Consider the following 17,085-nt stretch of genomic DNA (forward strand, 5'->3'; position numbering starts at 1 on the left):
ATGTCATTGGCTTTTGACAAGGCGCGCGACCGTCGCGATCAGCAGATCGAGATCGCCTGGCCGCGACAGGCGATGATCGCCATCCTTGATCAGGATCGTCTGCACATCGTCTGAACGGAGCGCCCGGCCAAGGCGGAAGGTGATCGACGGCGGCACGTCAGGATCGAGCATGCCGTGCAGCAGGCGCACCGGACCATCGAAGGCGATCTTGCCGTCCAACAGGAGATTGGCCTGGCCGCTGCGCCAGAATTCGAGCGTGGTGATCGTCGGCGCGTCCGAATAGTCCGACGGCCGCGCGATCAGGCCGTCCTCGAGCAGCGTCTGGCGGAGCGTGTCGTCGAAGCCCCAATCGGTGAAATCGGGCGCGGCGGCGATTCCGACCAAGCCCACCACCCGCTCGGGCCGCGCCAGCGCCGCGAGCAGCATCAGCCAGCCGCCCATCGAGGAACCGACCAGGATCAGCGGCCCCTCGGTGAGCTGATCGATACAATCGAGCGCGTCGTCCCGCCAACTCGCCAGCGTCTCGGCGCCGAACACGCCCTCGCTTTGTCCGCATCCCGCATAATCGAAGCGGAGCAGGCCATGGTCGGTCGCATCGGCCCAGCCATCGAGCGCCAGAGCCTTGCCGCCGGCCATATCGGAGGCATAGCCGGGGAAGAAGACGATCGTCGGCCCGGCGCCGTCGTGCTTTTCATAGGCGAGAGCCGGACGATCGGGGCGGGTAAGGAATTGAGGCATGACGTCTGTTACCGTTTGCCCTGAGCTTGTCGAAGGGCTGTTGTTCTTCTCGCAAGAAAAGAAGAGCAGTGCTTCGACAAGCTCAGCACCAACGGTGATTTTAACGGAAGCAGAGCCTTAAGGTTTTTCCGCTAGGCCGCCGTGCATGGGGTATCAGGAAACGCTAGTGGCTGGTGAGGCCGCCGCCGAGGCCGCGATCGGGCGGCTGTTGGAGATCTCGGGCGCGGGGGCGCAGTGCAGCCTCGATGCGCGGATGCTGGCGCTGTACGCGGGCGGCGGTTTTTCGCCGGGATCGATCGGCAGTCACCTCAAGCTGGCGGTCGGCAATCAATGGGTGATCGCGCAGGTGCGCAGCCTCCGCCAGGTAGAGGCTGATGGCGATCTGATCCTCGCCGGAATCGATTTCGTCGGCGAGGCGCTCAACGATGGTGGGCCGTTGCGCGGGTTTCGCCGCGGCGTCACGCATCTGCCGCTGCCGGGCTGCGCGCTCCACGCCACCAACCCGGAAGACAGTGCGGCGATCTTCGCGACCGGCGAGCGGCCGCACATTCGGATCGGCGCGATCCACGGCAATCAGACGATCCCCGCGGCGCTCTATATCGATGCGCTGCTCAGCCGCCACTTTGCGATTCTCGGTTCGACGGGCACCGGCAAGAGCTCGGCCACCGCTTTGGTGTTGCATCGCATCTGCGAGGCGGCACCGCATGGCCATGTGCTGATGATCGATCCGCACGGCGAATATGGCGCGTCGTTCCAGGATAGCGGCGCGGTGTTCGATGTCACCAACCTCGCCATTCCCTATTGGCTGATGAACCTGGAAGAACATGCCGAGGTGTTCGTCACGGCGCGCGGATCCGATCGGCAGAATGATATCGATATCCTCGCCAAATGCCTGTTGCACGCGCGGTCGAAGAACCGGCTGGCGGAGGGCATCACGCGGCTGACGCCGGACAGCCCGATCCCCTATCTGCTTTCGGACGTCACCAACTGGCTGATCCAGGAGATGGGCAAGCTCGATAAAGCGGGCGCCGGCATCGCGCCGTACCAGCGGCTCAAGGCGCGCTACGAGGAGATCAAGGCCGATCCGCGCTATGCCTTCATGCTCTCGGGCATGTCGGTGGCGGATACGATGGCGCCATTCCTGACGCGGATGCTGCGGCTGGGCGAGGAGGGCAAGCCGATCGCGATCGTCGATCTCTCCGCCGCGCCGTCCGAGGTGACGCCGGTGCTGGTCGCGCTGCTTGCGCGGCTGGTGTTCGATCATGCGCTTTGGTCGCGCGGTGAGGATGTGCGACCCATACTTCTGGTCTGTGAGGAAGCGCATCGTTACATCCCGCAGGATCATCAGACGCCCGCGCGCCGCGTGCTCGAACGGATCGCCAAGGAAGGCCGCAAATATGGCGTCGGCCTTGGCTTGATCTCGCAACGGCCCTCCGATCTCGCCGAGGGCGTGCTGTCGCAATGCGGCACGATTCTTTCGATGCGGCTCAACAACGAACGCGATCAGGCCTTCGTTCGCGCCGCCGTGCCCGAGGGCGGACGCGGGCTGATCGATGCCGTGCCTGCGCTGCGCAATCGGGAAGCGATTGTGGTCGGCGAAGGCATTTCGGTGCCGTCCCGGATCGCCTTCGATGCGCTGGAGCCGAGCAAGCTGCCCGCCTCGCGCGATCCCTCTTTCGTGGACGAATGGCGCAAATCGGGACATGATGCCGCGCGTTTGGAGCGCACCATCGTCCGCTGGCGCGCGCAGGGCCGATAAGCGGCCCCGGCGCGAAACCGGGGCCGGAGCGCCGTCAATCGACGCGCTTGCTTTCGGGCACCTTGGCGGCGGAGCCGGGCTCGGCCATGCCGGTGTGCATCTTGGCCAGCACGCTATCGGGCGTGACGTGGCTGATCGCCGCCTGCAGCTTGTTCTTGAACCCCGAGACGACATGCGCAGCCCCGCTCTGCAGCGCATCCCAGCCGTGCCGTGCCGTGGCGGCGGGGTCTTCCTTTTCCGAAACGCCGACCTTGGTATCCATCATGTCGGCGCGCTTGAAAAATTCGGTCTCGGTCGGGCCGGGCATCAGTACCGTCACTGTGATGTCGGTATCGCGAAGCTCTTCGCGGAGCGCGTAGGAGAAGCTGTCGAGATAGGCCTTGGTCGCATTGTAAACCGCCTGATAGCTACCCGGCATCAGGCCGGCGATCGATCCGGTGATAAGGATCTTACCCGCGTTGCGCGCCACCATCTGCTGCGCGACCTTCTGGAGCAGATAGGTCGTGCCGAGCACATTGGTATCGATCACCCGGCGCCAATCGGCGACATCCTGATCGATGAACGCCTTGCCGAGCCCGCGCCCGGCATTGGCTAGCAGGATATCGATCGGGCGGCCCTGCGCAGCTTCCAGCAATTTGTCATTGCCTTCGATCGTCGCCAGATCGGCCTCTATCGAGATGACGTTGGTGCCGTGCGCTTTCAGATCCTCGGCAGCGTTATTGATCAAAGGCTCGTCTGCGACGACGATCAGATCATAGCCTTCCTTGGCGGCAATATGCGCAAGTTCGAAGCCGATGCCGGTCGATGCGCCGGTGACGATCGCAAACTTTCCGTTACCCATTTCGTGACTCCTTAAGCAGGCATCTCGACCTTGGTTTTTGCAAGGCCGGGTTTGAGGACGATCTTGGTCGCGACGTCCTGATGATCGTGAAACAGTTTGTAGCCGTCCGGCGCATTCTCGAGCGGCAGGTGGTGCGAGATCAGGAAGGTCGTATCGATCTTGCCATCAAGGATCGCGGCCAGCAGCGCCTCGGTATAATGCTGGACGTGGGTCTGGCCGGTCTTGAGCGTCAGGCCCTTTTCCATGAAGGCGCCGAGCGGCCATTTGTCGACGAAGCCGCCATAGACCGCAGGCATCGAAACGCGGCCGCCTTTGCGGCAGGCGATGATCGCCTGCCGGTTGGCATGCGGGCGATCGGTTCCAAGGAAGGTCGATGCCTTGATCTGATCGAGCACGTTATCGACGAACAGCCCGTGCGATTCGAGGCCGACGGCGTCGATCACCGCATCGGGGCCGATCCCGCCGGTCATCTCGATCAGCGCATCGTAAACCGCATGATCCTTATAGTTGATCGTCTCCGCCCCGAACTTTGCGGCCAGCTCCAAACGTCTCGGGAAATGGTCGATCGCGATCACGCGCTCGGCGCCCATCAGAAACGCCGATTGCACCGCGAACAGGCCCACCGGGCCGCAGCCCCATACGGCGACAGTGTCGCCGGGCTCGATCTGCGCATATTCGGCCGCCTGCCAGCCGGTCGGCAGGATGTCCGAGAGGAACAGCACCTTATCGTCGTCGATCCCGTCGGGAATGACGATCGGGCCGATGTCGGAGAAGGGCACGCGGACATATTCGGCCTGTCCGCCCGAATAGCCGCCGGTCATGTGGCTGTAGCCGAACAGGCCGGACATCGGGTGACCGTACAGCTCCTGCGCGATATCCTGATTGTCGGCAGGTAGACCGTTGTCGCAGGCGGAATATTGATGCTTGCCGCAATGGTAGCAGCTGCCGCAGGCGATGGTGAACGGCACCACCACGCGCTGGCCTTTCTTGAGCGTCGATTTCGGACCGGTCTCGACGACCTCGCCCATGAATTCGTGGCCCAGCACATCGCCGGCCTTCATCGTCGGGATGAAGCCGTCATAGAGGTGGAGGTCCGAGCCGCAGATTGCGGTGGACGTGATCTTGATGATCGCATCGCGCGGATTGATGATCTCGGGATCGTCGACCGTATCGACGCGGACGTCATGCTTGCCGTGCCAGGTGAGCGCGCGCATCGCTGTCTCCTTTAATTGGGGGGTCAGCCGGCCTTGTGCTCGGCGTGGTGGGCGCGGGTGCGCGATGAGGTGGCGACCTCGCCGGTCTCCATAAATTGCTTGAAGCGGCGCAGTTCGCGGCGTGCCTGGATCGCGGGCTCGCGCTGGAAGATCTTGGCGATCAGCTCACCGATCAGCCCGGCCGGCGGATCATAAGCGATCACCGCCCGCACGATGCTGCCGCGCGCGCCGGTATCGCGAAACTCGATCCGGCCGGAGCTACGGACATCGGCGCCTTCCACCGATTCCCAAGCGATCAGCGCACCCGGCTGATCCTCCGTGACCACCGCTTCCCAGCTGACCGTGCGGCCGGCCGGCGCTTTGATCGTCCAGATGGATCGCGTGTCGCTTTCGACGGTGATGCTCTCGATATTTTCCATGATCGGCGCGAGGTTCGAAAAATCGCGCCAGAAATCGTAGAGTTCGCGCGTCGGCCTGGCGATCGTCACCACCGCCGCCGAAACTTGGCTTTCGTCACGCTCCGCCTCGGCGGCGCGCGCGTCTTTATCGCGCGCGGCAGTTGCCGGCGCATCCGCATTTGCGGCGTTGGTCATTTGGATTGCTCCGGTTGGAAAGCTGTGTGGGTAGTAGCGCGTGAGCCTTGCCGCAGTTCCCGATAAGCTCTTGTAAAAACACAGAATGTTTCGGTGGCTTAATGAACGTCGTCGGATCACCACATCAGACGGGATGACGGCAGGGCGCTTGGACACCGTTGCCAGCGGCGACGGGTAGCGCACAAATTAGCTTCGATTTTCGGCGTTTTTCACCTTGCGCGAAGGTTGCGGAGCCGCTCTTGGGCCAGCATGCATTTCCTTGCTGATCGGCCCCGCCTGCTGCTCGCGATCCGCATCCTGTTCTGGATCGCGCTCGCTGTCCTGCTGTTCATGGCGCTCGATCCGCATCCGCCGCAGATCGAAGGGCCGCCGGGCTCGGACAAGGTGGAGCATATGCTGGGCTTCGCCACACTCACTTTGCTGGCCGGTTTGGGCTATCCGCGTCTTCCGCTGCTCCGCCTCGGCGAGCATCTTTCTTTCCTCGGTGCGATGATCGAGGTCGCGCAGGCGATGCCGATCGTTCACCGGGATTGCGATATTTTCGATTGGGTGGCGGATACGGTGGCGATCGCCGTTGTGCTGGCATTCATCAGCATCGTGCGAAAAGGTGCGATGACGGGGAAGTAGGCGCAATTTTTTCCGCATTACCCTGGGCCTTGGTCCGGCGCATGAAGCCAGATGGGCCGCGGCGTCGCTATCCCTTGCGAAATGATTCGTCGCACGCGACGATGCTTTGAGGTGCTGATGCGCGAGTTGTACGATGCCAGCCTGGTCTATGTCGGGGCACTGGGCCTTGGTACCGCGATCCTCAATCTGCGCGCGGTCCGCCAGCCGTTCAAAGCCGATGATCTCGATTGGGGATGGGGCGCTGGCCTTGCCGCCACGGCCGTGGCCTGCTGGACCTTTTCGGTGATGATCACCGGCGGCGCATCGGGCGCGGCGCTGGCGATGATCGTGTCGATGCCGATCATCCTCGCGCTCAAGCTCGCTTTCCCGCGGCTGACCTTCACCGGCACGCTTGAGATGGCGCTGACCCCGCTGACCTGGGTGATCGGATCGCTGTGGACTTATGCGCTCGCCGCTGAAGCCGGAGCATCGGACACCGTGCTGCTGTTGGTGATGGGCGCCAGCCTGTTCTCGGCACTGGGCGTCAGCATCGCATTCCTCGAGAAACTCGCGCGGCAGGCGATCTTGACCCACGGCAGTTGGCGCCGCCCGATCGCGCCGCTGCATGCGCCCGGCGCCGCCTGGCCCAAGGTCTCGATCCAGGTGCCCGCTTATGCCGAGCCGCCCGAGATGCTCAATCAGGTGCTCAACTGCCTCGCGCGGCTGGATTACCCCAATTATGAGGTATTGGTCGTCGACAACAACACGCGCGACGAGGCGCTGTGGCGTCCGGTCGAGCGGCATTGCGCGGCGCTCAACGCGCGCGTCGGCGACGATCGTTTCCGGTTCTTCCATGTCGCCCCGATCGAGGGCGCCAAAGCGGGTGCGCTCAACTGGGTGATGCCGCATATGGCCAAGGACGCCGCGCTGATCGCGGTGATCGACGCCGATTATGAGGCACAGCCCGACTTTCTCAACCGCCTCGTCGGCTTCTTCGACGATCCGACGGTCGGCTACGTCCAGACGCCGCACGACTATCGCGAGCATGCCGAGAGCGCCTATCTGAACGCCTGTTATTGGGAATATATGCCCAACAACAAGATCGAGATGCCGGGCATCAGCGAATATGGCGCGGCGTTCACGATCGGCACGATGTGTCTGATCCGGACCGCGGCACTCAAGGCGGCGGGCGGCTGGGCGGAATGGTGCCTGACCGAGGATTCCGAGGTCTCGGTCCGCCTGCGCGAGATCGGCTATCAGGGCTTCTACCTGCGCGAGACCTTCGGCCGCGGGCTGATCCCGGAGAGCTTCGACGATTACAAGAAACAGCGTTTCCGCTGGACGGCGGGTCCGGTGCAGCAGCTGCGGCGCTATTGGCGGCTCTATCTGCCCCAGGCGTTCGGCGGCAGCCGCAGCATGGACGCCTGGAACAAGCTCCTGGAGGTGATGCGCGGCGTCGCGCCGATGATGCAGGTCGCCAATCTGGGGCTGGGGATCGCGGTTTCCGCCGGCCTCGTCTTCGCGATTGCACGCGGCCACATGCCGATCATCGATCTGCCGGATATCGCCTGGGTGGTGCTGGCAATGGGTGGGGTCGCCTGGGGCGTGCGGCGCTGGCAGCGCTACAAGCTTTCAGGCTGCGACGATTGGCAGGCGATGGCGCGCGGCGAGTTGGCGCGGCTGTCGCTGACCTATGTGCAGATGGTGGCGGGGCTGGCCGGGCTTTCGTCCAGACCGCTGGCGTGGCGGCGCACGCCCAAGTTCGCGGGTCAGGCGAGCGGCCTCGCCGCATTTCGCGTAACCCTGCCGGAGACGATTATTGGTCTCGTACTGCTGCTGATGGCGCTAGTGCCCCTGGCGCTGATCGATCGCATCGGCGGCGATATGGCCGCGATGCTGGCGATCGGCGCAAGCACCTACGCTTTGGCCTTTCTTGCCGCGCCCGCGATGGCGTGGCTCAGTGAGCGGCGGCTCGTGGAAGCGCAGGCGCCCTTGCTGACGGGCGGCGAGGTCAGCGCGGAGGCGTGAATTCATCCTCCCCGATACGGGGAGGATCCTTACGCTGCCAGCGCCTGCGGCTCGCCCATCGGCCGCGTCCGCACGAAGGTCCGGATGTCCATGTCCCGCCCGCGCGCCCGGCTGTACAGCTTGGCCGTGCCGTTCGGTTCGAACCCGAGTTTCGCCAGCACGCCGCCGCTGGCCGGATTGTCGAGCGCGTGGCTTGCCTTGAGTTCGGGCAGGCGCAGGCTTTCGTCGGCGATCGCGACCACCGCGCGTCCGGCCTCGGTCGCATAACCCCTGCCCCACTGATCGCGCGCGAGCCAATAGCCGAGCTCGGCGCCTTCGCCCTCAACCGGCATCAGCGCGATGCCGCCGATAAGCGCGCCGTCGTCGCGCCGGGTGACGAGGAAGCGGGGATAGCGCGGATCCTGCGGCTGGCTGAGGAAATTCTCGGCGTCGCCCAGTGCATAGGGCCAGGGCGCACGGCTGAGATTGCGTACCACCGCGGCATCGCCGATCGCGCGGGATAGCGCGGGCGCATCCTCGGTCCAGCCGGGCCGCAGCAGCAGGCGTTCGGTGACGGCGAACATGCGTGTCTCCTTCTCCGCCCTCGCCAATGGCAGCGCCACGTTACGCCGCCACGACAGAGCTGTTTCCAGGGAGACATGAAAAAGGGAGGCGGGTGGCGACCCGTCTCCCTGATGATCCGTTTTACCGGATCCGTAGGGTCGCCCTCGCAGGACGACCCTTTATCGATCGTCCGATGTTATTCGGCGGCTTGCGCGGTAATCACGCTCACATATTTGCGACCGAGCTTGCCGTCATGGAACGCCACGCGGCCTTCGGTCAGCGCGAACAGCGTGTGATCCTTGCCGATGCCGACGCCGACGCCCGGATAGACCTTGGTGCCGCGCTGACGCACGATGATGTTGCCGCCGATCACTTCCTGACCACCGAACTTCTTGACGCCGAGACGACGGCCTGCCGAGTCGCGGCCGTTGCGAGATGAGCCGCCTGCCTTCTTATGTGCCATGAGTCTTTAGCTCCTTACGCTTCAGCGGCCTGGGGCGCGGCGGCTTCCGCCTTCGCCTTCTTGGGCGCTGCCTTCTGATCGCCGATCGCGGTGATTTTCAGGATGGTGTGATACTGGCGATGGCCGTTGCGGCGGCGATAATTATGACGGCGGCGCTTCTTGAAGACGATGATCTTCTCGCCGCGGCCCTGCGCCACGATCTCGGCCGAAACCGTCAGGCCCTCGACCGACTTGAGCTCCGAGCCCTCGCCCGCCAGCAATACGTCGCTGAGCGAGATCGAGGCCCCAGCCTCGCCCTCCAGCTTCTCGACGACGATCTTGTCTCCGGCGGCGACGCGATATTGCTTGCCGCCCGTGCGCACGATAGCGAACATGGGTCTCTTCACTTCTTGGTTATTGAAACGCACGGGGACGGCCCGAAGACCCACCTCACGCGAGAAGCGGCGCAGCTAGTAGAGGTGGGCGCGGCTGTCAAGGGATTCGCCTTCTTCGATCCTCCCCCGCCAGGGGGAGGTGGCGCCGAAGGCGTCGGAGGGGGAGGGCGGAGGCCTATTAGACGGCGTCGCAACCTCCCCCTCCGTCAGCTCCGCTGACACCTCCCCCTAGCGGGGGAGGATTAGGTTTAGGGCCGCCGATTCTCTTCCAGGAACTTCTGGAAGCAGCCGCTCTGCCCATATGTCCCTTGCGGCGAACAGCTATTGGGGATGCCCTGCTTGCTGACCATCTCCAGCACCCGCGCCGTGCCCGCCCAGCTGCCGTCGCGCGCGGCATTATAGGGTTTGGCGCGCAGGCTCTTGGGGATGCGGTAGCGCTCGCTTTCCGGGTGACGCGCGCAAACGACGATTTCGTCGGCCTTGCTGCGCGGGCAGGGATCGTTGCCGAAGACGAGCAGGGTCTCGAAACGCTCGGGCGGATCGGCGGGTCGGTCGGAGGGCGTCTCGGGCACGGGATGGGGGTGATAGGGCTCATAGCCTAGCTGCGTTTGCGCTATAGCCGGACCAGCCACAACCAATGCAGCGAATACCATCAACACCGTTCGTGCTGAGCGTGTCGAAGCACCGTCGTTCTGGCGAGCGCTCGGAGAAAAGTGCGGCCCTTCGACAGGCTCAGGGCGAACGGAGAAAGGAAACACTATTGGGGCTGGTTCGATGCGGCCTTGGCGTCGGCGGCGCGGTCCTGCTTGTAGGTGCGCATCTGCTGGCCGAAGCAGCCCGTCCAGCCGCCCGCCCCGGTCGCCGAGCAGCTGCCCGTGCCCGAAGCGCCGACGCTATCAAGGCTCTTGGCGCGATCCGCCCATTGGTTCTGAGGCTTCTCGGTCGATTGGCGCAGATCCTTGGGAATGCGGAAACGCTCGGTTTCCGGCGCGCGGACGCAGGTGGTGCCGGCCGGGCACTTATCCTGGCCGAAGATCATCAACACCTTATCGTTCGCCTGGGCGAGCACGGGCGCGGGCATGAGCGCGGCGCCGAGACCAACGATGGCACCCGCGGCCAGAATGAAATGCCTTATCATGCCATATGCTCCTTCTGGCGCCCAACGCGGCCCGTTCATATCCGTTGCGAAACACCGATCGCGAAGCGGCAGCCGAACCGGATCGCCGCCGACAGCAGCGCATAAGCCGGCGCCTGCTCCGCGCCATGCGCGATCGCGTTTTCGCGATGCTCCACTTCGTCGGCCTGAAAATCGGCGATCGCCTCCGATAGCTCGGGATCGCTGGGCCCAAGCTGAACGAGTTGCTCGCCATAATGGCGATCGATCTCGGTCTCGATCGCGGCGGTACAGGCCATTGCCGCCTCAGGGCCGATCAGGGCGGTGGCGACACCGAGCGCGAAGCCCGCGGCATCCCAGATCGGGGCGAGCGCGGTCGGCCGCACCTTACGCTCGGCCAGCATCGCGTTGAAGCGTTTGAGATGGCGCTCTTCCTGTGCGGCCATGCCGGCGATCGTCCGCGCGGCGGGGTGGCGGCCTCCCATCACGGCGAGCTGCCCCGCATAGATACGCATCGCGCCACGCTCGCCTGCCTGATCGACCCGCAGCATCGCCGCACGCTCCTTGGGACTGATCATGACCGGCCTTTCGCTGCGAGGAACAGGGTGAGCAGCCCGCCGGGGATCGAGATCAAAGCATTGAAGCCTGCGAGCGAGATGCCGAACAAAGTCCATTGCGGCTTGTCGCAAAGCACCAGCGGCTGGGCGAGCAGCGCTTTCAGGATGTCGCCACCATGCGGCAGGCCTTGCGAAGTGCAGTGCGTCGGCCCCAGCCACCACTTATATTCGACACCCATATGGTAGAAGCCGATCACCCCGCTCGCGATGATACCCAGAGCGGCTAGTGCAATGAGCAGGCGGATGACGGGCGGGCGCAGCCCCGGTGCAAAGGCGAGAATCGCGGGAACGAGCGCTGCGTAAAGCGGCCACCGCTGCCAGTGACACATCTCGCAAGGCACGAGATGGCCGATGAGCTGGAACGCCCATGCTCCGGCAAGGAGCGTGGCGGGGATTAGCAGGGCGAGGAGACGGGCGAGCTTCACTAATTCCCCTCCCGCTTGCGGGAGGGGTTAGGGGTGGGGCGAACGTAGTGAGCTCGGCGCACCCGGCCTGCCCACCCCCGGCCCCTCCCGACGGGCCCCACGAAAGTAGTACTTTCGTGGGAACCCCATGCGGTAGGGGAGAAGCGCCACCTCTTCACTTCGCCGCCACCTTCACCGGCGCCGCCGGACCTAGCCGCGCGATCGTCTTTACCGCATAATCGAGCTGGAAGTCGGTGACGCCCACCTTCTTCAATGAATCGGGGGTCGCGGCGAAGCGGGGATCGGGATTGGTGTCGTCCTCAAGGATCTTGTCGTCGCCCTTCACCGAATTGAGCAGATGGTGGCGCAGGTCCGCTTCGCGCAGCCGCGGCCGAGCCTTGTAATCGGGATCGTTGAGCTGCGGCACGATGACATCGGGCGCGATGCCATTCTCCTGCACCGATCGGCCCGATGGCGTATAATAACGCGCGATCGTCAGCCGCAGCGCAGTCTCGTCGGTCAGCGGCATCACGGTCTGCACCGATCCCTTGCCGAAGCTGCGCTCGCCCATGATCAGCGCGCGATGCTGATCCTGCAGCGCGCCCGCGACGATCTCCGCCGCCGACGCCGTGCCCGCATCGACCAGCACGATGACCGGCAGGCCATGCGCCTCATCGCCCGGATGCGCGAAGAAGCGTTCGATGTCGTTCTTCTCGCGCCCACGCTGCGAAACGATCTCGCCATGATCGAGGAAGGTGTCCGATACCTCGACAGCCTGATCGAGCAGCCCGCCGGGATTGGAGCGCAGATCGATGACATATCCGAGCGGCCGCCCGCCCAGCGTCTTCTCGATGCCGGCGATCGCGGCATGGACGCCGGGGCCGGTCGCCTTGGAGAAGCTGTTGATATCGATCACGCCGACGCGGCCTTTCACCTGCCACTTCACCGCCTTGAGTTCGATGATCTCGCGGGTCAGCGTCACGTCGAACGGCTTGTCGCGGCCCGGGCGGACGATGGTGATGCGTACCTGCGTGCCCGGCGCGCCGCGCATCTTGTCCACGGCCTCATCCAGCGAGCTGCCGTAGATCAATTTGCCGTCGATATTGGTGATGTAATCGCCGGACTTGATACCCGCCCGGTAAGCGGGCGTATCCTCGCTGGCGGTGACGACCTTGATCACGCCGTCCTCGGCCTGAACGGTGAGGCCTAAACCGCCGTAATTGCCCTCGGTCTGCGTCTTCAGATTCACATAATCGCGCGCATCGAGATAGGAGGAATGCGGATCGAGCGCGGCCAGCATGCCGTCGATCGCGCCGCGGATGAGTGTCTTGTCGTCGACCTTGTCGACATAATCGGCCTTCACCCGCTCGTAGATCGACATGAACTGGTCGAGCTCCTTGTAGGTATCGACGTCGCTGGCCGCAAAACCCGCGCTGATCGCCGGGATCAGGCTCATCGCGGCGACCAGACCGACACCTTGCAGGAAGAAGCTTTTACGCATGGAGGAGCGGGCTTTCGGACAGGAAAGAGGACACCTTAGCGCGGCGAAGCTTGCTGCGAAATGGCTGAGCCACCAGTCTTTTGCGCGGCGGCAAGAACGTCAACGGGTTGGCCATCGTGGCGAAGCTCGACGAGCAGAGGCCCGTTTGCCGTGCCGATCGCCCGGCCGCGTGCGATCCAGCCACCCGTTTCGAAATCCGCGAGCCGGCCGCCAGCGACAAGGCTGGTCCAGCCATGGCCGTGTTCGAGGATGAGCACATCGCCATAGCCGCGATAGGGCCCGGCATAGGCCACGCGCCCCGCGCCCGGCGTGATGAGCGCGGCGCCATCGGCGGGCCGGAGCAGGATCCCGCGCGAGCGCATGCCGCGCTGGTCGATCGTGCCGAAGCCGACCAGGATGCGCCCAGGCGCAGGCAGGCGATAGGGCGCAGAGGGGTTGGCCGTGGTGACAAGCGGGCCGCCGGTGGTGCCGGCACCGGCGAGATCGTCGATCTGAGCGGCCTTTGCGCTGGCGGTCATCTGCTGTGCGAGCGCGGCGGCGCGACGGCGCAGGCTCGTGCGCGCGGCATCGATCAGGATCTGCTGATGCGCAGCCTCACCCCAGCTTCCGGGCGCGAGCAGAATGGCGAGCGTCGGGCGGCGCGCAATACGGACCTCGGCGGCGAGGAGCCGCGCCATGCGGGCATGATCGCCGGTCTCGGGTATGGTCGTCGCGGCGAGGACAGCGAGCGCGATCATAGCCCCTCCCCTGAAGGGGAGGGGCTTTGCCCATTGTCACCGCCTCATCCCTCACGATGGTAAGGATGGCCGGCGAGGATGCTGGTCGCGCGGAACAATTGCTCGGCGAGCATCGCGCGGGCCAGTAGGTGCGGCCAGGTCATCGCGCCGAAGCCGAGGATCAGGTCCGCCGCCTGGCGATCGGTCTCTTCGAAGCCGTCCGCCGCGCCGATCAGGAAGCGCGCCTCGCGCATCCCATCATCGCGCCACCGCCCGAGCTTCTCGGCAAAACGCATCGAGGGCAACGGCGGACCTTTCTCATCGAGGACGATAGTGACCGCCGGAGACAGCGATGCTGGAAGCTTGCCTCCCTGATCGGGCAGTTCGGTGATCCGCGTCAGCCAGGCGATCCGTGCCAGATAGCGATCGACCAGCTCCGCCTCGGAACTGCGCCCGATCTTTCCGCGGGCGATGATGTGGAGAAGCATCTAGTCCTGACCCCGTTTGTCCCGAGCGAAGTCGAGGGACGTTGCGCACCGTGTCTCGACTTCGCTCGACACAAACGGGTTTGGGGAAACGATTCTAGAAAACTTAAGCGAAACCGGCAGCGCGCGGCGGCGCTGCGGCCGGCCCATCACCGAACGCCCACATCCGCTCGAGATTGTAGAAGCTGCGCACTTCGGGGCGGAACAGGTGGACGATCACGTCGCCGGCATCGATCAACACCCAGTCGGCGGTCGGCATGCCCTCGACGCGCGGGCTATGGCCGGTCAGCGCCTTGGCTTTCTCGACGATCTTCATCGCCATCGAACCGACCTGACGGCTCGAACGACCGGAGGCGATCACCATATAATCGGCGATCGAAGATTTTCCGGCGAGCGGGATCGAGACGGTTTCCACCGCCTGATCGTCGTCCAGCGATGTCAGGATCAGCTGATGCAAAGCTTCGGCGGATTGAAGCCCATTGTCATGGGCGGGCGCGGGTTCAGTCGCGGCAGTGGCAGGCATTATCCTCCATGGGGGAGCGGCAAGCGCGTGATGCGATCACGCGGCGCCTTGGTGGAGAGCAGGCGATCCCAATCGGGAAGCGCGGCGCGAAGTCGCGTCGCGGAAGTCGGATCAGGGCGGAAGTGCAACAGCACAAGCGCCGGCGTTCTCCACTTCGTCCAGCATCTGCTCTGGCTCTGCGGCCGGACGTACCGCCTGAGCCAACCCATCGCTCGCGCGCGGTGGGCACCGCCATCATACCCCGGACGCGCGATGACCGCAATCGGCATCGTCCGCGCGATCAGCCGCCAATCGCGCCATTGATCGAACTGGACAAGATTATCCGCGCCCATGATCCAGATGAAGCGCCGGTCGGGGTAGCGCCGCGCAAGTTTGCGCAGGCTATCTGCGGTGTAGCGCGTCCCGAGCCGCGCCTCGATCGCGGTCGCGACGATGCGGCTGCGGCGTGCCATGCCCTGCGCGGAGGCAAGGCGCGCGGGCAGCGGCGCCATCCCTGCCTCCGGTTTGAGCGGATTGCCGGGCGAGACTAGCCACCACAATTCCTCCAGCCCCAGCGCGTCGATCGCGGCAAGGCTGATGCGGCGATGGCCGGCATGCGCCGGGTTGAACGATCCGCCGAGAAGTCCGGTTGGTTTCCTGGCCTTCAAGGCCGGAGCTGACCCGTGCCGCGCACCAGCCATTTATAGGTCGTCAGCCCTTCCAGCGCGACGGGGCCGCGCGCGTGGAGGCGGCCGGTGGAGATTCCGATCTCCGCGCCCAACCCGAACTCGCCGCCGTCCGCGAACTGGGTGGAGGCGTTCCACATCACGATCGCCGAATCGACCTCGGCCAGGAAGAGTTCAGCCGTGGCGGCATCCTCGGTGACGATCGCATCGGTGTGGCTCGAGCCGTGCTGGGCGATGTGCGCTGTCGCATCGGCGACGCCATCGACGAGGCGGACCGCGACGATCGCGTCGAGATATTCGGTGTCCCAATCTTCGGGGCTGACCGCCGTGGCGCGCGGCTCGATCGCACGAATCTCCTCGGTGCCGCGCACTTCGCAGCCCGCCTCAATCAGTGCGGCGAGGATCGGCCTAGGATTGGGATAAGCGCGATCGATCAGCAGCGTCTCGGTCGCGCCGCAGATGCCGGTGCGGCGCAATTTGGCGTTGACCGCGAGAGGCACCGCCTTCGCCGGATCGGCGGCGCGATCGATATACAGGTGATTGTTGCCGTCGAGGTGGGCGAGCACGGGGACGCGCGCCTCTTCCTGCACACGCGCGACCAACGCCTTGCCGCCACGGGGCAAGATGATGTCGATCAGCCCCGCTGCGCCGAGCATCGCGCCGACCGCCGCACGATCGGCGGTGGGGACGAGCTGGATCGCATCCTCGGGCAGGCCTGCGGCGGCGAGCCCTTCGGACAAGCAATCGTGGATCGCCCGGTTGCTCTCGCGCGCCTCGCTGCCGCCACGCAGGATCACGGCATTGCCCGCCATCATCGCCAGCGCGCCGGCATCGGCGGTGACGTTGGGGCGGCTTTCATAGATGATGCCGATCACGCCGAGCGGCACTCGCACGCGCGAGAGCTTGAGCCCGTTGGGCCGCTCGCTCTCATCGATCACCGCGCCCACCGGATCGGCAAGCCCGGCGACCGCATCGAGGCCATCGGCAATTCCCGCGATGCGCTTTCCATCGAGCTTGAGCCGATCGAGCATCGCTCCCGAAAGCCCGCGTGCGGCAGCCGCCTCCATATCGCGCGCGTTGGCGGCCAGCAGCTGGGTCTCGCTCGCACGGATCGCCTGCGCGGCCGCGCGGAGCGCCGCAGCCTTGGTCGCGGTTGGGGTTCTGGCAAGAATGCGGGCGGCGGCGCGGGCGCGCTGGGCCATGGCGCGGATCAGTTCCTGCGGCGGGATGGCAACTGCATCGTTCATGGCTTTGCTCTCTAGCATCCGATCCTCCTTCCCGCATCCCCAAACGCCGCGCCGGAGCTTGGCGTATCCTGCCAAGTCTTGGCGCTCCGCACCGCAGTCTGCCGTTTAAAGCGCCAAAATCCGCTCTTGAGAGCATTTGGCACGGTCGATGCAATGAGGTTGGCATCCCGCGGAAATGGCTCCGCGGACGCAAAAATGGAGACTTGAAATGACCTCTTCGCTCGGAACCCAGATCAGCGCCGGCCTGCTCGCTTTCGCCGTGAGCGCCGCCTGCATCCTGTTCACCGCCCCCACCCTGATCTGAACGGAGCCGCCCCCATGGACAACATGACCTCCACCCCCGCGACTCCCCGCGAAAACCTGTTCGGGGTCTGCGCGGAAATCGGCGAGACGATCGGCGTCAATCCGCTTTGGATCCGCCTCGGCTTCCTCGTTTCGATCATGGCGGTGTCGCTCAAGCTGACGCTGGTTGCCTATTGTGTTGCCGCGGTCGCGTTCAAATTGGCGAAGCGCTGAGAGGCGCTTCGCTCAATCTCTCAACCCATGGCCGTTAACTATTTCCTTGTTTAAAAGTCTGAACGGGTTTTAAGAATTTATTCACACCCTGTGGACAACTTCGCCCCGTGCCCCTCCTGCTCGCCCTGACATGTTTTG

Annotated in this window: 22 protein-coding genes; 5 read left to right on the top strand and 17 right to left on the bottom strand. The window is 64.9% G+C overall.

All coding sequences use genetic code 11. The annotated features are described in order from the left end of the window. Positions 1–3: 3 nt before the first annotated feature. Complete coding sequence (locus FHS31_RS05395; RefSeq protein WP_167072339.1) at positions 4–738, bottom strand: alpha/beta fold hydrolase; 735 nt, start codon at positions 736–738, stop codon at positions 4–6. Here FHS31_RS05395 and FHS31_RS16570 point away from each other — a divergent pair. Further along, positions 737–859, top strand: coding sequence for a hypothetical protein (locus FHS31_RS16570; protein WP_279587878.1), 123 nt, complete (start codon positions 737–739; stop codon positions 857–859). The genes FHS31_RS05395 and FHS31_RS16570 overlap by 2 nt on opposite strands. A gap of 24 nt (positions 860–883) precedes the next feature. Continuing rightward, positions 884–2,497, top strand: coding sequence for an ATP-binding protein (locus FHS31_RS05400; protein WP_167072340.1), 1,614 nt, complete (start codon positions 884–886; stop codon positions 2,495–2,497). Between the two features lie 34 nt (positions 2,498–2,531). Here FHS31_RS05400 and FHS31_RS05405 read toward each other — a convergent pair whose 3' ends face one another. Genes FHS31_RS05405 through FHS31_RS05415 form a run of 3 tightly spaced genes read right to left on the bottom strand, consistent with a single transcriptional unit; the run spans position 2,532 to position 5,145 of the window. Then, on the bottom strand, positions 2,532–3,338 hold the full coding sequence (locus tag FHS31_RS05405; protein WP_167072341.1) for an SDR family NAD(P)-dependent oxidoreductase: 807 nt from the start codon (positions 3,336–3,338) through the stop codon (positions 2,532–2,534). Between the two features lie 11 nt (positions 3,339–3,349). Further along, a complete protein-coding gene (locus FHS31_RS05410; RefSeq protein ID WP_167072342.1) occupies positions 3,350–4,552 on the bottom strand; it encodes a zinc-dependent alcohol dehydrogenase in 1,203 nt (400 codons plus the stop codon). Positions 4,553–4,575: 23 nt separating this feature from the next. Beyond that, positions 4,576–5,145, bottom strand: coding sequence for an SRPBCC family protein (locus tag FHS31_RS05415; RefSeq protein ID WP_167072343.1), 570 nt, complete (start codon positions 5,143–5,145; stop codon positions 4,576–4,578). A gap of 249 nt (positions 5,146–5,394) precedes the next feature. On the opposite strand from FHS31_RS05415, the gene FHS31_RS05420 reads away from it, so the two are divergent. Further along, complete coding sequence (locus tag FHS31_RS05420; RefSeq protein ID WP_167072344.1) at positions 5,395–5,772, top strand: VanZ family protein; 378 nt, start codon at positions 5,395–5,397, stop codon at positions 5,770–5,772. 117 nt (positions 5,773–5,889) lie between these two features. Continuing rightward, on the top strand, positions 5,890–7,779 hold the full coding sequence (locus tag FHS31_RS05425) for a glycosyltransferase (protein WP_167072345.1): 1,890 nt from the start codon (positions 5,890–5,892) through the stop codon (positions 7,777–7,779). A gap of 29 nt (positions 7,780–7,808) precedes the next feature. Here the strand turns inward: FHS31_RS05425 and FHS31_RS05430 are convergent, their stop codons facing one another. From FHS31_RS05430 to FHS31_RS05490, 13 genes are all read right to left on the bottom strand, one after another. After that, complete coding sequence (locus FHS31_RS05430) at positions 7,809–8,342, bottom strand: GNAT family N-acetyltransferase (protein WP_167072346.1); 534 nt, start codon at positions 8,340–8,342, stop codon at positions 7,809–7,811. A 176-nt stretch (positions 8,343–8,518) separates the two neighbouring features. After that, entirely contained in the window at positions 8,519–8,785 is a 267-nt protein-coding gene (gene rpmA, locus FHS31_RS05435; protein ID WP_167072347.1) for a 50S ribosomal protein L27, read from the bottom strand. 14 nt (positions 8,786–8,799) lie between these two features. Next, positions 8,800–9,159 (bottom strand): 50S ribosomal protein L21, encoded by a 360-nt coding sequence (gene rplU, locus FHS31_RS05440; protein WP_167072348.1) that lies wholly within the window; start codon positions 9,157–9,159, stop codon positions 8,800–8,802. 248 nt (positions 9,160–9,407) lie between these two features. Next, positions 9,408–9,812: a hypothetical protein gene (locus tag FHS31_RS05445; protein ID WP_167072578.1), complete on the bottom strand. Its 405-nt coding sequence runs from the start codon at positions 9,810–9,812 to the stop codon at positions 9,408–9,410. Positions 9,813–9,916: 104 nt separating this feature from the next. Further along, positions 9,917–10,297: a hypothetical protein gene (locus FHS31_RS05450; protein WP_167072349.1), complete on the bottom strand. Its 381-nt coding sequence runs from the start codon at positions 10,295–10,297 to the stop codon at positions 9,917–9,919. Between the two features lie 35 nt (positions 10,298–10,332). Further along, the gene (locus tag FHS31_RS05455; protein ID WP_167072350.1) at positions 10,333–10,851 is read right to left on the bottom strand and encodes a demethoxyubiquinone hydroxylase family protein; all 519 of its coding nucleotides are present in this window, start codon (positions 10,849–10,851) and stop codon (positions 10,333–10,335) included. Continuing rightward, complete coding sequence (locus FHS31_RS05460; RefSeq protein ID WP_167072351.1) at positions 10,848–11,315, bottom strand: disulfide bond formation protein B; 468 nt, start codon at positions 11,313–11,315, stop codon at positions 10,848–10,850. The genes FHS31_RS05455 and FHS31_RS05460 overlap by 4 nt, the downstream gene beginning before the upstream one ends. 154 nt (positions 11,316–11,469) lie before the next feature. Next, positions 11,470–12,795 (bottom strand): S41 family peptidase, encoded by a 1,326-nt coding sequence (locus FHS31_RS05465; RefSeq protein ID WP_167072352.1) that lies wholly within the window; start codon positions 12,793–12,795, stop codon positions 11,470–11,472. Between the two features lie 35 nt (positions 12,796–12,830). Next, positions 12,831–13,532, bottom strand: coding sequence for a murein hydrolase activator EnvC family protein (locus FHS31_RS05470; RefSeq protein WP_167072353.1), 702 nt, complete (start codon positions 13,530–13,532; stop codon positions 12,831–12,833). Between the two features lie 44 nt (positions 13,533–13,576). Next, positions 13,577–13,999: a 23S rRNA (pseudouridine(1915)-N(3))-methyltransferase RlmH gene (locus tag FHS31_RS05475; RefSeq protein ID WP_167072354.1), complete on the bottom strand. Its 423-nt coding sequence runs from the start codon at positions 13,997–13,999 to the stop codon at positions 13,577–13,579. A 103-nt stretch (positions 14,000–14,102) separates the two neighbouring features. Continuing rightward, positions 14,103–14,519 carry a ribosome silencing factor gene (gene rsfS / locus FHS31_RS05480; protein ID WP_167072355.1) on the bottom strand — a complete coding sequence of 139 codons (417 nt, stop codon included), beginning with the start codon at positions 14,517–14,519 and terminating at the stop codon, positions 14,103–14,105. Beyond that, a complete protein-coding gene (locus FHS31_RS05485) occupies positions 14,519–15,199 on the bottom strand; it encodes a nicotinate-nucleotide adenylyltransferase (protein WP_167072356.1) in 681 nt (226 codons plus the stop codon). The genes rsfS and FHS31_RS05485 overlap by 1 nt, the downstream gene beginning before the upstream one ends. Beyond that, a complete protein-coding gene (locus tag FHS31_RS05490) occupies positions 15,163–16,431 on the bottom strand; it encodes a glutamate-5-semialdehyde dehydrogenase (protein ID WP_167072357.1) in 1,269 nt (422 codons plus the stop codon). Before FHS31_RS05490 ends, FHS31_RS05485 begins: the two co-directional genes overlap by 37 nt. A gap of 318 nt (positions 16,432–16,749) precedes the next feature. Between FHS31_RS05490 and FHS31_RS05495 the strand changes: the two genes are divergently transcribed. After that, positions 16,750–16,947: a PspC domain-containing protein gene (locus FHS31_RS05495; RefSeq protein WP_167072358.1), complete on the top strand. Its 198-nt coding sequence runs from the start codon at positions 16,750–16,752 to the stop codon at positions 16,945–16,947. Positions 16,948–17,085: the final 138 nt, after the last annotated feature.

Origin of the sequence: Sphingomonas vulcanisoli (assembly GCF_011761305.1) — a bacterium.
In the GTDB taxonomy this organism is placed as follows: domain Bacteria; phylum Pseudomonadota; class Alphaproteobacteria; order Sphingomonadales; family Sphingomonadaceae; genus Sphingomonas_I; species Sphingomonas_I vulcanisoli.

Excerpts from the sequence above, each read along its gene's own strand:
- FHS31_RS05450 (WP_167072349.1), bottom strand. The coding sequence starts at position 10,297 with ATGATAAGGCATTTCATTCTGGCCGCGGGTGCCATCGTTGGTCTCGGC.
- FHS31_RS05475 (WP_167072354.1), bottom strand. The coding sequence starts at position 13,999 with ATGCTTCTCCACATCATCGCCCGCGGAAAGATCGGGCGCAGTTCCGAG.
- FHS31_RS05415 (WP_167072343.1), bottom strand. The coding sequence starts at position 5,145 with ATGACCAACGCCGCAAATGCGGATGCGCCGGCAACTGCCGCGCGCGAT.
- FHS31_RS05455 (WP_167072350.1), bottom strand. The coding sequence starts at position 10,851 with ATGATCAGTCCCAAGGAGCGTGCGGCGATGCTGCGGGTCGATCAGGCA.
- FHS31_RS05425 (WP_167072345.1), top strand. The coding sequence starts at position 5,890 with ATGCGCGAGTTGTACGATGCCAGCCTGGTCTATGTCGGGGCACTGGGC.
- FHS31_RS05495 (WP_167072358.1), top strand. The coding sequence starts at position 16,750 with ATGGACAACATGACCTCCACCCCCGCGACTCCCCGCGAAAACCTGTTC.
- FHS31_RS05470 (WP_167072353.1), bottom strand. The coding sequence starts at position 13,532 with ATGATCGCGCTCGCTGTCCTCGCCGCGACGACCATACCCGAGACCGGC.
- FHS31_RS05395 (WP_167072339.1), bottom strand. The coding sequence starts at position 738 with ATGCCTCAATTCCTTACCCGCCCCGATCGTCCGGCTCTCGCCTATGAA.
- rpmA (WP_167072347.1), bottom strand. The coding sequence starts at position 8,785 with ATGGCACATAAGAAGGCAGGCGGCTCATCTCGCAACGGCCGCGACTCG.
- FHS31_RS05485 (WP_167072356.1), bottom strand. The coding sequence starts at position 15,199 with ATGGCTGGTGCGCGGCACGGGTCAGCTCCGGCCTTGAAGGCCAGGAAA.
- FHS31_RS05445 (WP_167072578.1), bottom strand. The coding sequence starts at position 9,812 with ATGGTATTCGCTGCATTGGTTGTGGCTGGTCCGGCTATAGCGCAAACG.
- FHS31_RS05465 (WP_167072352.1), bottom strand. The coding sequence starts at position 12,795 with ATGCGTAAAAGCTTCTTCCTGCAAGGTGTCGGTCTGGTCGCCGCGATG.
- rsfS (WP_167072355.1), bottom strand. The coding sequence starts at position 14,519 with ATGCCTGCCACTGCCGCGACTGAACCCGCGCCCGCCCATGACAATGGG.
- FHS31_RS05420 (WP_167072344.1), top strand. The coding sequence starts at position 5,395 with ATGCATTTCCTTGCTGATCGGCCCCGCCTGCTGCTCGCGATCCGCATC.
- FHS31_RS05400 (WP_167072340.1), top strand. The coding sequence starts at position 884 with ATGGGGTATCAGGAAACGCTAGTGGCTGGTGAGGCCGCCGCCGAGGCC.
- FHS31_RS05430 (WP_167072346.1), bottom strand. The coding sequence starts at position 8,342 with ATGTTCGCCGTCACCGAACGCCTGCTGCTGCGGCCCGGCTGGACCGAG.
- rplU (WP_167072348.1), bottom strand. The coding sequence starts at position 9,159 with ATGTTCGCTATCGTGCGCACGGGCGGCAAGCAATATCGCGTCGCCGCC.
- FHS31_RS05490 (WP_167072357.1), bottom strand. The coding sequence starts at position 16,431 with ATGAACGATGCAGTTGCCATCCCGCCGCAGGAACTGATCCGCGCCATG.
- FHS31_RS05405 (WP_167072341.1), bottom strand. The coding sequence starts at position 3,338 with ATGGGTAACGGAAAGTTTGCGATCGTCACCGGCGCATCGACCGGCATC.
- FHS31_RS16570 (WP_279587878.1), top strand. The coding sequence starts at position 737 with ATGACGTCTGTTACCGTTTGCCCTGAGCTTGTCGAAGGGCTGTTGTTC.
- FHS31_RS05410 (WP_167072342.1), bottom strand. The coding sequence starts at position 4,552 with ATGCGCGCGCTCACCTGGCACGGCAAGCATGACGTCCGCGTCGATACG.